The 14,260-nt window shown below is 38.0% G+C and carries 11 protein-coding genes; 3 read left to right on the plus strand and 8 right to left on the minus strand.

What is annotated here, in order from left to right; all coding sequences use genetic code 11:
* Positions 1-36 precede the first annotated feature (36 nt).
* The 6 genes from BLW31_RS13095 to BLW31_RS13120 form a co-directional block, all read right to left on the minus strand.
* Positions 37-393 (minus strand): hypothetical protein, encoded by a 357-nt coding sequence (locus BLW31_RS13095; protein WP_029425351.1) that lies wholly within the window; start codon positions 391-393, stop codon positions 37-39.
* 49 nt (positions 394-442) lie between these two features.
* Positions 443-1,276 carry a glycosyltransferase family 2 protein gene (locus BLW31_RS13100; RefSeq protein WP_010536881.1) on the minus strand — a complete coding sequence of 278 codons (834 nt, stop codon included), beginning with the start codon at positions 1,274-1,276 and terminating at the stop codon, positions 443-445.
* Positions 1,269-2,495 (minus strand): glycosyltransferase family 4 protein, encoded by a 1,227-nt coding sequence (locus BLW31_RS13105; protein WP_010536882.1) that lies wholly within the window; start codon positions 2,493-2,495, stop codon positions 1,269-1,271. The genes BLW31_RS13100 and BLW31_RS13105 overlap by 8 nt, the downstream gene beginning before the upstream one ends.
* On the minus strand, positions 2,492-3,481 hold the full coding sequence (locus BLW31_RS13110) for a hypothetical protein (protein ID WP_010536883.1): 990 nt from the start codon (positions 3,479-3,481) through the stop codon (positions 2,492-2,494). The genes BLW31_RS13105 and BLW31_RS13110 overlap by 4 nt, the downstream gene beginning before the upstream one ends.
* Positions 3,482-3,624: 143 nt before the next feature.
* Entirely contained in the window at positions 3,625-4,575 is a 951-nt protein-coding gene (locus BLW31_RS13115; RefSeq protein ID WP_010536884.1) for a DUF5030 domain-containing protein, read from the minus strand.
* Positions 4,576-4,586: 11 nt separating this feature from the next.
* Positions 4,587-5,132 (minus strand): JAB-like toxin 1 domain-containing protein, encoded by a 546-nt coding sequence (locus tag BLW31_RS13120; RefSeq protein WP_010536885.1) that lies wholly within the window; start codon positions 5,130-5,132, stop codon positions 4,587-4,589.
* Positions 5,133-5,212: 80 nt separating this feature from the next.
* Here BLW31_RS13120 and BLW31_RS13125 point away from each other — a divergent pair, with 80 nt between their 5' ends.
* The 3 genes from BLW31_RS13125 (at position 5,213) to BLW31_RS13135 (ending at position 11,503) form a co-directional block, all read left to right on the plus strand.
* Entirely contained in the window at positions 5,213-7,438 is a 2,226-nt protein-coding gene (locus tag BLW31_RS13125; RefSeq protein WP_010536886.1) for a peptidase domain-containing ABC transporter, read from the plus strand.
* Positions 7,392-8,732 (plus strand): HlyD family secretion protein, encoded by a 1,341-nt coding sequence (locus BLW31_RS13130; protein WP_010536887.1) that lies wholly within the window; start codon positions 7,392-7,394, stop codon positions 8,730-8,732. Before BLW31_RS13125 ends, BLW31_RS13130 begins: the two co-directional genes overlap by 47 nt.
* Before the next feature lie 674 nt (positions 8,733-9,406).
* The gene (locus BLW31_RS13135) at positions 9,407-11,503 is read left to right on the plus strand and encodes a BT4734/BF3469 family protein (RefSeq protein WP_010536888.1); all 2,097 of its coding nucleotides are present in this window, start codon (positions 9,407-9,409) and stop codon (positions 11,501-11,503) included.
* A 124-nt stretch (positions 11,504-11,627) separates the two neighbouring features.
* Here the strand turns inward: BLW31_RS13135 and BLW31_RS13140 are convergent, their stop codons facing one another.
* On the minus strand, positions 11,628-13,364 hold the full coding sequence (locus BLW31_RS13140) for an ATP-binding protein (RefSeq protein WP_029425352.1): 1,737 nt from the start codon (positions 13,362-13,364) through the stop codon (positions 11,628-11,630).
* Between the two features lie 162 nt (positions 13,365-13,526).
* Positions 13,527-14,240, minus strand: a complete 714-nt coding sequence (locus BLW31_RS13145; RefSeq protein WP_010536890.1) for a tetratricopeptide repeat protein — start codon at positions 14,238-14,240, stop codon at positions 13,527-13,529.
* Positions 14,241-14,260: the final 20 nt, after the last annotated feature.

Raw genomic sequence — 14,260 nt, forward strand, 5'->3', positions numbered from 1 at the left:
CTAAAGTTAAGTTCTTCATTGTTTCACGTTTTAAATTCACGCAAAACTAGGAAGAACTTTCAGAGGGGGAAATACGGGGTTTGCTGAATGCTTACGTACATCCGAAACGAGATATGCGGAAAAAAAATAATCTCGGCATATAATTACATCATAACATTCCTTTTTCAATAGGTCAGAAAACGATTTACCAAAAAGCAACGCATAATTTTCAGGAAAGAATGTTTCATTGTTTTTGAAATTGGCTTTGTGGAATTCCCAAACCTCAGCAAACACAGTTTCGCCTACCCATATCACCCTATGTTTCTTTTGAAGTGAAGTGTATAGAGAGTAAAGAGTACCTGACCAGTTATTTTGATCATTAGGGTTTAATGAAGATAAAAAAGCGATATTCATGATTGTCCTAGTTATATCTAAAATAATTTATTAATTTTCAATTGAAAGATTAAACCATCGTATCGCGTTGTATTCTATTAAATAGATTCACAAAAAAACGAAATATGTCTTCATTAGACATCCATTTATTCTTTTCTAAATTTTCAAAATCGGATAATAGGCTATTTAATGTTTTATTATTATATACAGAGAGAAGATAGAGAAGAATTTCCTTTCTCAAGCGTATTGAACCTAAAGACATTTCCTCTTTCTTCGTTACGGTGACCTGCGTATCACTTCTTCTAAACATTAATAGTTCTTGTGGTTCTACAAATAATATTCCTCCAGATTTCGCTATATCAAACCACAATTTATAATCTTCCACACAGGGGTAATTTTGATATTTAATATGGTGATTAAGCAGAAACTCTTTTTTAATCATCACACTAGGGTGAAGTAGCATGTTATATTTTAGTAACTCCAATACAGGTTCATGTATAATTCCATATCCAAGATGAGAAATTTTTCTTTCGTTGCCCTTATCGCTGAAAATCTTAGCCCATGTACCACAAACTGTGATATCCGGATTTTTTTTCATTCGTTTTAATTGAATTCTTAATCGTTCTGTATGCATGATATCGTCTGCGTCCATGCGTGCGATATAAGCGCCGGAAGCTAACTGCAATCCTTCATTTAAGTTTTGAATGAATTGATGTTTTCTTTTGACCAAATGTATTCTTTCATCTGCATAGTCCTGAATGATTTTCACAGTCCGGTCTGTTGAACCGTCATCTATAATAAGAAATTCAAAATCGGTCAGAGTCTGATTCAAGACACTGTCAATAGCATTCTTTATGTATTTTTCGCCATTTCTGACAGGCATTAAAACTGTTATTTCAGGCATTGTCTTGTTCTATTAATTGTTCATATACATTAATCGTATTATCTATCATCTTTGTCAGTGTGAATCTTTCTTGGTAGTTCTTGATTGCATTTGCGCTTAGTTTTAACCTTAAGGCTTCGTCATCTATCAAACGCATGATGGCATCCGCTAATTTTTCTTCATCTAGCTCTAAGCCAAAATCTTCATCAAATATTAAAGGAATTTTTAAAGCATTCACTTCATCTTCAAACATCTCGGAAAGTGCGTCTACGTCCGATACAATCATTGGTATACCAAACATTGACATTTCAATAGCTACATAGCTACATTGTTCATGCAAAGAAGGAATGACTCCTATAGTATTTGCTGAATATAATTCTTTCAGTTCATTAAAAGAAACAGCCCCCAATATTTCAATGTTTAGTTGTTTGTACGCTTTATGAATATGTGTCGACATATAACCAGTACATTGTCCAACTAATTTCAGTTTACAAAAGTACCCTCTATTAAATACTTTGTTCAACGCATTAAGTAGGCAAATCACTCCTTTTTCACGGCTGATTCTACCTACGAAAAGAATCTCTGGTATTCCATGTTTTCTTTCCTGCAAGGTAATCCCCGTATTATCCATACCATTATATATTACAGATATTTTGTCCGGATGAATACCATATGCTGAAACAATGTGTTTCATTGCGGAATAAGAGACACATATAATTCTATCAGATAAGGGATATGCAATCTTTTCTAGTTGATTATCGTTTATTAAATTGAATGTATTATTCAACCATTGAGAATACTGTTTTCTAAACTGGCTTTCGTTATATTCAAGGCTTAATTTCCAAGGAATGATATGTAAATGGGTCAAAGTATATCCGCCCAAAGACGATTTTAAAATATCGGCTAATTTAAATAGTAATAATTCTTGTACATGCCAAATTAATTGTTTCCTATCTTTTAAATAAGGGGATATTAGGTCGGATATGACGTTAAAATACTTAGTAAGCCAATATATTTCATTTCTCAGAGGCTTGGATTTAGATGGATATGGGATATTAGCAATTATCCTATCCTCCATCACTTCTAATTCTGGAAATATCAGACTGGTATTTAAACAAATGATGTGAACTTTAATACCGTTTATATGCCTCATGCCTTCTGTTAACATTTGAATATAGCGTACAACACCGGACGGATTTCCAGTTTCTATTCTGAGGATTACAATATTCTTTTCTGTCATTGTTGCATTAAATAGTGTCCGGTGGATCTTATATCTTGAAAATTAAGACATTTCATAAGTAGTAATTGAGGAATTCCTCCTTTTAGCCTATTTAATGTCAGTCGATTTCCTTTGTATAAATAAGATTCTTTATTAAACAGTAAGTTTGATAATTCTTCTTTTAAAGATGACCATTCGCTTTTTTTATTAAGAAGTTGCAATTTATTCAGATTGTAAATCGTGTCAATTGCCTCTTTTAAGTTTAGGGTTTCCAAAACCATATTTGAAAAGTAGCATTTTGTAATCGTATTTGCCAACTTTATGATATCTTTGCGTTTATGGTACAAGCCATATTGCAAAAGATTGACTCCAAACGATATATTGGTACAAACATATTTATCACTGATTAATTTTCTATGTGTTTGTACTATTATGTCAATTAATGTTTCTCCTCGAATATTTAATTCTTCATAAAGATTATATTGACAAAGCACTTTCGTAGCATGGTAATAGAATAAGTTACGTTCAAACAAGCTTTTAGGAATTAGTTTCAAATAATCACAGAGGTTCTCTATTAAATTGGGAACTATTTCATCAATATCAGATTCTGGAATATATGATTTAGAAGTTATTAAAAAAGATATAGCGTCGCTTTTAGATACAATATTGTTCATATCTGTTTTTAATTGTTTTATGAATGCTACTATTTCTTTATGTTCTTGACCATATAATTCCAGATAATCAGCTTCAATATATTCTTTTTCGATAAGATGAATAAGTGACCATGCTATTCCCATTTTTCCTTCATTAAATGTATTGCTTTTCATAGGAGAAGCTAGTACCTCTTGCAATAACTCAAAAGCATGTTTTTCAGCTAAAGCATCCTTAAAATAGTGAGAATATTCGAAAAGAATTAAAGAATACCCCATTTTACCAAACATCAGACTAGAGTTGTCTAATGAATATCCATGTAATAATATAAAGTTCACCAAAAAAATATTTTTCATACTTCGTTTATATTAACTCGCTTTAATAGGGAAATCTTCAATATTGAATTGTACTATGGCAGAATGGTTGTAGTCCTTCTTTGTGGCAATTTCAATAAGCAGTGTCCGAAATCAGTGACTTAGTATTGTTTCTTGACTTAATATCAATATTCAAGGTAGTCTTCAATCTTAAACTTTTCATCTTTTACAATAAATTTTAAATATCGACCATATAACATTTTCTTGTCAATGGTTATCAGGGGGCCAAAACTGTTTTCAGGAAACTTCCTTATTTGTTTTTCTAAATAAGATACAATCATTTTCTCGTCGGTAGATAATGCTTTCGGCAATAAGAGGTGTGGAATAATTTGTCCTGTTTTAGGGGCTACTTCCAATAGAAATGAATATTCCTTCCCAACATGTTTGCTAAATTCTGTAGGAAAATTTTCATTAATAAGAGGAGAGATTAAAAAATCTATATTCCTTTTAATGTCATCATACCAACATCCGTCTTCGCGTATTAATATCATACCTCCTTTTTGTGGGAAACAAGAAGATTCAAACTTACCCTCATCTGGAGTTATTTGTTTTTCGTCAGATATCCTGCCTTTATGAATGGATATGAGTGAAGCTTTCTTTGATACAATTGTATTAAATAGCTTTCTTGGGCAATGCAAAACGAATAATCTGCCAGTGAACCATTTGGCAATTATACCATTATAACCTGCGGGCACATCTTGATACATAGCTGATTCTCTCATTCCATATTTCTCTTTTATTTTTTGTAATTCAAGAGAAGCTTGTTTTAAGGAATCTTTGTTTTGCGGAAATATATCTTCTAAAAATAGATACTTACAGTTTCTGTTTGGGATTCTCCATTGAGCTACACAACAAAATTCTTTCTTTAAAGGTGAAGGATACATAAAGGAAGGCTCATAGAAGTAACCGGGAACATATATTTCGTCATAATCTTGAGGAACACTATTTTTACTATCCTTGAAAAGACTAAACATGTCAGTTAGAGACAGAATCTCATATTTGTCGTCTGCATTATTTTGAGCATAGATCAAACCGGGTAATAAATATACGAAAAGTGATATAATTCTATTTTTCATAATTGTTATTCTCAATATGGAATATAGGTATCAGTTGGCTCATGATAAATATAAAATTCTTTATATCCAATTTCTTGTAATTTACTCTTTGTTTCATAGTCTGCATCACTTGGATAGTTAGCATATTCACTCTGATGGTTATGATATTTTATATCACATCCACTATACGCCATTGACACTTCTTTTTCTTGATGATTGGTACCTGCGAAAAAATGATAAGTTGAACTATCCACGCACATAGACCATTCTACAGAAGTATTTTGAGTTAAAAAACTATAGATTTCTCGATTCTGTTCACTAGTACCTTCAATAACCAATTGACCAGAAGATATTTGAAAAGATGTACCTTGAGGTAATTTCATTGTTGGAGCCCCATCCCATGATCCCATTGATACAAGAACTTCATCTGAATTTGTTTCGTTTGAGTAAAGTACACGCCCATCCTCTCCAATTACATATAAGGTACCTCCGATTACTCCTTTTTCTTCATTTTGACTCAATACCGGCATCTCTTTCCGAATCTCATCAATAAGTGCTCTTGTTAATTTTTGCTTCATAAGTATTAAATTTTATTTGTGTGATTCTCCAAATATAGAAATAAATTCCCATCTTTACAAAGAAATATAAATCTTTTTTTATGCAAACAAGACAATTTCCCTGGGAGTACCAAATGGATGCAAAAGATTGTGGCCCAGCATGTATCAAAATGATAGCTAAATATTACGGCAAATACTATTCGTTACAATATTTGAGGGATTTATGCGGGATAACCAGAGAAGGAGTTTCCTTTTTGGATATTAGCTATGCTGCCGAAAAAATAGGACTAAGAACTGTAGCTGTAAAGGCGACTATGGAGAATCTGACTAACAGGATTCCACTGCCATGTATCATACATTGGGACCAACACCACTTCGTTGTTGTGTATAAAACAAAAAAAGGGAAGATATATGTTTCAGATCCTGCCAAAGGCTTGCTTTCCTACCCGGAAGAGGATTTCAAAGACAGATGGTATAAGGAAGGGGAAGAATTCGGGATGCTGATGGTATTGGAGCCTATGGCAAACTTTAAGCAAATAGAAGCTCATGAACGGATAGAAAGATTCAAAAGTTTCGAAAACCTTCTCAACTATTTTACACCATATAAAAAAGCATTCGGCATATTGTTCGCTATCATGCTGATAGCTACCGGACTGCAAGCCGTACTTCCGTTTATCTCAAAGTCTGTAATAGATATAGGTATATATACTCAGGATATATCTTTCATCTATATGATGCTAATCGGCAATATTGTTCTTTTACTCAGTATAACACTGTCCAATGTATTAAGAGACTGGGTATTGCTGCATGTTTCTACCCGTGTCAATATCTCTCTCATATCGGACTATCTGATCAAACTGATGAAGCTACCGGTGACTTTCTTCGAAAATAAGCTGGTCGGTGATATCCTTCAACGAGCAGGCGATCATGAAAGAATACGCAGTTTTGTGATGAATAATTCTTTGGGGATGTTCTTCTCCATCATTACATTCGTTGTATTCAGCATTATACTGTTGATTTATAATTCTATGATCTTTTTTATATTCATAGCGGGCAGCGGAATCTATGTGGCGTGGATTTTCACTTTTCTGAGTATACGTAAAAAGCTCGACTGGGAATATTTTGAACTGAATGCCAAGAACCAAAGCTATTGGGTGGAGACCATTGAAAATGTTCAGGAAATTAAAATAAACAATTACGAAGACCTTAAACGCTGGAAATGGGAAGCTATTCAGGCAAGGATATACCGGCTGAATCTGAAAGTGTTGAAAATCAATAATGCACAGTCACTCGGTGCGCAATTCATTAATAGTATGATGAATATTGCCGTTACATTCTACTGTGCCATTGCTGTAATCAATGGAGATATAACTTTCGGGGTCATGATTTCAACACAATTTATTATAGGTATGCTGAATGGACCTGTGGCGCAGTTGGTCAGCTTTATGCAATCTGCCCAGTATGCTAAAATCAGTTTTATGCGTATCAATGAAATTCATCAGTTGAAAGATGAAGACGATTCTTCGCCGGTGGTGAGCAACAGTCTCAGTTTACCTTTAGACAAAAGTTTATATTTGAAGAATGTATCATTTCAATATTCGAGAAATGCTCCGTTGGTTTTGAAAAATATCACGCTGCAGATTCCCAAAGGAAAAGTGACCGCTATCGTTGGCGATAGTGGATGCGGCAAATCCACTTTACTCAAACTGTTGTTACGGCTTTACATGCCCTCTTATGGAGAAATCTGTATGGGAGATATGAACGTGAATAATATCAGTCTGCGCAATTGGCGAGCCAAATGTGGGTGCGTGATGCAGGATGGAAAGTTATTTAACGATACCATACAGAATAACATTGTACTGGATGATGCCAATATTGATTATGATGCGTTGCAGAAAGCAGTTGAAGTAGCCAATATCAGTCATGAAATAGAAGCCATGCCACAGGGATACCAGACGATGATCGGAGAAATGGGCAGAGGTTTAAGTGGAGGGCAACGGCAACGGGTGTTGATAGCGAGGGCGCTCTATAAAGATCCGGACTATCTGTTTTTGGACGAAGCGACGAATGCACTGGATACCATTAATGAGCAAAAAATAGTGAAGGCATTAAATAATGTTTTCAAAAACAGGACTGTCATTGTGGTAGCTCATCGGCTTAGCACGATTCGCAGGGCAGATCAAATCATTGTGTTAAAAGCAGGAATAATCATAGAGACAGGCAATCATCAAAGCCTGATGACAAATAAACAGTATTATTATAATTTAATTCAAAGTCAGTATGAGCCGGAAACAAATACCTTCTCCACAGAAGAAAGCACAGACTAAACCATCCGGAAGAAGCGAAGAACTGGATGAGATTATTGACCGGATGCCCATGGCTTTCGGAAAATGGGTGGCATTGGCAGTCATTGTATTTGCAGCATTATTTCTATTGTTCGGATGGATTATCAAATACCCGGACATGGTGACCGGGCAAATTAAAATTAATGCGCAGAACCCGACCATAAGACTTGTTGCCAACAGTACGGGGAATTTGCTGCTTCTTTCGCACAAAGCACAGGAGGAAGTGAAGAAGGGAGAGTATATAGCTGTCGTGCAAAACCCTGCTTCTACAGAGGATGTACAGAAGATTGCGGATATAATGGGCAAAATCAGCATGGAGGATGTGCAATTACCAACATTCAGAGACAGCTTTCCCGATAAAATGTCTTTGGGGGAAATTAATTCCCAGTACTATGCTTTTCTTGCCGCTCTAAAAGCCTGGTGTGATTATATGAGTCGGAACGTGTATGAAAAACAAAAGGATAATATTGCGGCAGGCATTCAATGGAAAAAAGAGATTGTTGGTGAAGCGGAGGAGGCACGGAAAGCGGCAAAAGACAGAATGGACGTCGCTCAAAAATGGCTTAAACGCTATACTTCACTCGATCGGCAACAAATAGCGACTTATGAGTATGAGACTGATCAAGTGAAGAATAATTATTTGACCACTGTACAAGAAGTACAGAACATAAACAGGGAAATTTCTTCGACCCGAATGCAAATAACAGAGGCATACCATCAGCTGGAACAGCTGGAGATTGAACAGAAGGAAAAGGAACGAAATCTGCAAGTAGAACTTTTGTCTACTTATCAAAGCCTTCGATCCAACATTGCTGCATGGGAACAGAAATATGTGCTCAAGGCTCCTTTTGATGGAAGGGTCGAATTCTTGAAGTTTATTGCGGACGGACAATTCGTTGAGGCAGGGGAATCTATATTTGGAATCATACCGAAAGAGAACCATATATATGGGCAGGTACTATTGCCGGCCAGCGGAGCCGGAAAAGTAAAACAAAACAGTAAAGTCGTTATTAAACTGGAGAACTATCCTTATATGGAGTACGGATATATCGAAGGATATGTATCTTCCATCTCCCTGGTCACCCAAACGCAAAAAACAGAAAAAAGCACTGTTGAAACTTATCTGATTAATGTAGAACTGCCCAATGGACTCACGACTAACTATGAGGAGGTTTTGGACTTTAAATATGAATTAGGAGGAACTGCCGATATGATTGTAAAAGACAGAAGATTGATAGAGCGCCTGTTTGATAATTTAAGATACCGGACTAAATAAACTCCATACTTAAATTTGCTCTCCAAGTGAATTAAACATAGATTTTGCTCCCATGCTCTCACTTTCTGCCTGTATCCCTTTATTCATCGTGGTTTTAGCTATGGTAGCAAGTGTGGTGGCAAGTATGAGAGCAAGCTGTTGCTCTCACTTTACTATATTGTATTTTTTATTGTTTCTTCAATGTTATCTTTTGGTTTACAGTGTGTTAATGTCTGACGTGTCAACCATTAACAATTGATTTCTCAGTTATTAATAATTGAGAAATCAGTCGTTAATAGCTGATAATTCATGTATTATTGACTGATAAATGATTTAGTGCTACTTGAAAGAACAGGGTAATTGAAATGCCTGATATGGTCGAATGAATCGAATCATGTGGTTCATTCACTCCAATCAAAGGAGCTTTTGTTAGTTTCATACGCTTGAAACCTTTGGTTTCATGCGGTGAAACTATAGTTTCCAAGCAATGAAACTAAAAGTTTCAAGTAATGAAACCAATAGTTTCAAGCGTATGAAACTCTTATTGGAACTTTTGTTGTATTTTATTATAAGGTTAATATAGGATAACAGGCTGTTTTATCCGGAGAAAAGTTTGTGCCTCGTCATATTTTATCGTACCTTTACAGGACTTAAACGATAAACAATATTGGTAGATAAACAGACAAAAAAATAGAATGAAAATAACTTTAATCAGACAAGACAGCGGGAGTGGAAAAGAAGCTCTGAGCATATGTGAAGCAGGTACATTATTCAACAAAATGAAAACGGAAACAAAATCGGGACACATTACGGCTTTGCGAGAACTTATACCGATGCTGGAAGGTACGTACAGTCAGTACGAACATATAGACAAATTGCCATATATCTATTCTGCTGTAGAATATACCCGCACCAAAGAAGGCGAACGAAAAATGAAACAATATAACGGCTTGGTACAGTTGGAAGTGAAGCGGCTGGCAGGCTTGTCCGAAATGGAATTCGTGAAGCGGCAGGCGGCACTTTTGCCTCAGACCTTTGCCGCTTTTTGCGGTTCCAGTGATCGCAGCGTGAAGATATGGGTACGTTTTGCCTTACCGGATGACAGAGGACTGCCCGAAAAAGAAGCGGAAGCGGAATTATTTCATGCCCATGCCTACTGGCTGGCGGTGAAATGCTACCAACCGATATTACTTCCTTACGATATTGCCCTGAAAGAACCTGTGCTGACACAGAAGTGTCGCATGACACTGGATGAATCTCCTTATTATAATCCTGATGCAGTGCCGTTCTGTCTGGAACAACCGCTCACGATGCCCGGTGAAGAAACTTTCCGGCAGCGCAAACAGGGTGAGAAGAATCTCTTATCACGGCTGCAACCGGGATATGAGTCTGCGAAAACCTTCACGAAGATTTACGAGGCAGCATTGAACCGTGCGTTTCAGGAAATGGAAAACTGGAAACGTGGAGATGATTTGCAGCCTTTGCTTGTACATCTTACCGAACAGTGCTTTAAGTCCGGCATTCCCGAAGAAGAAGCAGTCCGACAGACACTCATTCATTATTATCGGGAAGAGGATGAACGGACCATACGTTCGACGATTCATAATCTTTATCAGGAATGCAAGGGTTTTGGCAAGAAAAGCAGCATAGGCAGGGAACAGGAGACGGCTTTTCTGATGGAAGAATTTATGAACCGTCGTTATGAATTTCGTTATAATACCGTGCTGGATGATCTGGAATACCGTCAGCGTGATTCCATTCACTTCTACTTTAAGCCTGTAGACAAACGTGTGCGCAACAGTATCTCTATCTGTGCTTTGAAAGAGGGCATCAATGCCTGGGATCGTGATGTAGACCGTTTTCTGAATTCGGAATATGTTCCGTTGTACAATCCTGTAGAAGAATATCTTTATGATGTCGGTCGTTGGGACGGGAAAGACCGTATTCGTGCATTGGCCGGACTGGTTCCTTGTACGAATCCGTATTGGAGGGAGTTGTTTTACCGTTGGTTTCTGAGCATGGTGGCGCATTGGAGAGGAGTGGACCGGCAGCATGGAAACAGTACGTCACCTTTGCTTGTCGGCCCGCAAGGGTATCGCAAGTCCACATTTTGCCGGATTATCCTGCCGCCGGAATTGCGTTTCGGCTATACAGACAGTATCGATTTTAAGAGTAAGCAGGAAGCGGAGCGTTATTTGGGACGTTTTTTTCTGATCAACATTGATGAGTTCGATCAGATCAATGTCAGTCAGCAGGGGTTTCTGAAACATTTGTTGCAAAAGCCTGTCGCCAACTTACGCAAGCCTCATGGTAATACTATCCGTGAAATGCGCCGTTATGCTTCCTTTATCGGTACCAGCAATCAGAAAGATTTGCTTGCCGATCCCAGTGGTAGCCGTCGTTTCATCTGTATCGAGGTGACAGCTCCTATTAAAACCAATACTACCATCAATTACAAACAGCTTTATGCCCAGGCGATGGAAGCTATTTATAAAGGCGAACGTTACTGGCTGAATGATGAGGATGAAAAGATTTTGAAGCAGACGAACCGTGAGTTTGAGCAGGCAAGCCCGTTGGAGCAGTTGTTTCATTGTTATCTTCGTCCGGCAGAAGAGAAGGAGGAAGGCGAGTGGATGACGTCCATGCAAATTTTGAATTATTTGCAGACAAAGACACGTGACAAGTTGGCTATCAATAAGGTAGCGGTGTTCGGTCGTACGCTTCAGAAACTGAATATTCCTTGCCGGAAGTCTGCTAAGGGAATGCTTTACCATTTGACGAAAGTAGAGTAACTGGTTTTAAAAAAGTGAGGGCAACTGCTTGCTCTCACTTTGCTACCACTGGATCTCTCATCGCTGGAGGTGCGATGAATAGGGACGTTGAAGTCATTTGTGGTAGCATGGGAGCAAATATCAGTTATAAATCAATGGGGATTTCTTCCATCCGTTGCAATTCCCAGGTACGGAACTGTACCACAATGCAATGCAGCTTCGTGTTCTGTACAAACTGACGTACTTTGGGAGCGGCAGCATATTCTCTGATCTGTGCAACGGCTTCTTCCCATTGTGTTTCGGCTTTCGCATCGGAATCTTTCTCCGAAAGGTATTTCAATTCTATGATATAGCTATGGTTTACTTCATAATGCAACAGGTCCGGCATTAAGAATAAGTCGCAGTAGCCATGATTCAGCTCTACTTCCGGGGCAGTCAGGTAATAAGCATTCACACTCATGTAGGCAGTAAAGAATCCTTGGATATTTCGTTCACCTTCAATGGCACTACGTACTGAAGAATTTTCTTTGTAAGCATGGGCGATAAACTCCAGTGTTTTTTGCCATTGGCCGTCGAATGCCATATCATCAAACAAATCTCCTAAGCTATTCAAATCGATATGCCGTTTCTCTTGATATTCTTCCAATAGGAAATCGTAATATTGCTTACGTACATTATTGTTGGGAATGCCCAGTATCAGACGGACCCCGCGTGTGCCGGTGATGGTCAGCATGCCATAATAAAAGAGCAGACTGGGGAAGATTTCCGGGTTGGCAATTTCGGTAGCGGGAAAGGTCGTCACTAAGTTAGTGATAATTTCTCCCTCTTCGGTGATTTTGCGCAACACACCTTTGCGGTTCCCGTCCAGTTTGTCCAGTCGGATCAATTTCTTCATTTTGTTATAATCCGTGCGGGTGTTAGGGTCAATCATCTGCTCGGGAGACTTTCCTAACGTTATATAATGGCGCAGATAATAAAATACCATGTCGCAGTTGAACATTTTCGGATCACGTTCCAAACTTTCCTTTGCAAAGCAATAATTGTCATACCACGGTTTCATTTCCTGAATCATCGCATCTATATCCGTATCTGCCGACAGTTGTCCTGCGTCTTTATAATATTGGAGCATGGTTCGCACATCCGTTTCACTGAAGCCCAGCATCATATTGAATTGAAAGTCAGTACTGATGTTCCATCCAATATTGAATCCGCTGGTGAGATCATCTAATGTGACGGGACTGACGCCCGTCATGAAGATACGTTCGAACATGCCTTTAAACTTCTTGAAAATCTCCCGATAGAATCCGCTGGCATGCGTCAGGGCATGGTAGACTTCATTTCCTTGTTCGTTAAGAACTACGTTGGTGAAGTTGTCGTATTCGTCGATAATCAGATAGAGGCGGGAGGCATTGTTGCGGGCTTTCCGATCCAGAAAATTCAGTTTATTGGTGGAGCCTTCCAATTGCTTCATTTCTAATGCAAAGCCCGGATAATAGTATGGTTCATAAATAGATGCGAAATCATCCAGTCCGCCGCAGCAATAATCGTCAAAGTGTTGTGCCAATGTTCCATCAATTCCGGCTATGCGTGAGAAATCGAGAAAAAGTATCTGGAATGCTCCCTGCAAAGGAGTGGGCCGGCTGCCTATCCATAAATCACCGAAGCGTTTTTGAAATTTTTCTTTTTGCGAGATGTCATAATAGGCACGAAGCATGCTCAGGAAAATACTTTTGCCGAAACGCCTCGGGCGTATAAAGAATAAACTGCTGGGTTGCTTCTCCAGTAAAGGCAGATACATGGTCTTATCTACATAATATTGATTTTGTTCCACCACTTCCACGAAATTGGAAACTCCATAAGGGATTCTCTTAGCATCATTCATCATAATTCCTGTTATTTTAGTTCATTGCTCACGGAATAAGACAAAAGTAGTCTATTCCGGCTGAAAGAACAAAGAAAAGGAGAGGAAAGTTGGAACTTGAAGTGGAGAACTTATGATATGTCATGCTTTGATTTCGTTTCGTCGATTAGTCTTTATTTCTTGTTACTCCCGTACTCGTTTCACCGTTTCCTCAACCAGACTATCCAAATCAAAATCAATATTATAATCCTTTTTTATCTGAATGTTTCTTATTTGATTGACCAATGAATGCGGTTTCACTCTTCGGGTCATTTCTATTTCCATTAGTCTTTCGGGAAAACGTTTGCGAATTTCATCAATATCTCTCATAAACAGTGAATCTTCTTTCTCGTAGAGGGCATTGGCTGCTTCTGCCAGAATGAAAGCTCCCAGACTGTCAGGATATTGCTTTAATACCGCCTGAAGAAAGGCTCTGCTTTGGCCGAAACTTTCGTGAGCTTCGGTGTACATGTCTTTGGCAGCCTGAAGTAATCCTAGCTGAAACAGATATTCACCGGTAATTGCTTTTTTCTTCATCGCGAGCGTTTGTACATGCAGGGCGGAGTCCAGTTCTCCCATTTCAGATAAAAGCTTGGCTTTTATGCCATAATAGTCGGGATTTAGACTGTCGATTGCCAAAGCTTTATCCAGAAAGCGGATGCATTTTCGAGTGGAGTCTACGTCATAAGAAGATTCCATTAGTGTCATTGCTTGCTGGTAGAAACTGTCTGCCTGAAGATTGATATGATGAGGAGTGATGTCTACTTTGGGCTCTTGCCGGGAATGGCAACCTGTGGTTGTAATAATCATTGACAAGATAGTTAATAAGAAGCCCGATTTTCTGGATTTTATATTCATAATTCTTATCATCTAATTTT

Origin of the sequence: Bacteroides faecis MAJ27 (assembly GCF_900106755.1) — a bacterium.
GTDB lineage: Bacteria > Bacteroidota > Bacteroidia > Bacteroidales > Bacteroidaceae > Bacteroides > Bacteroides faecis.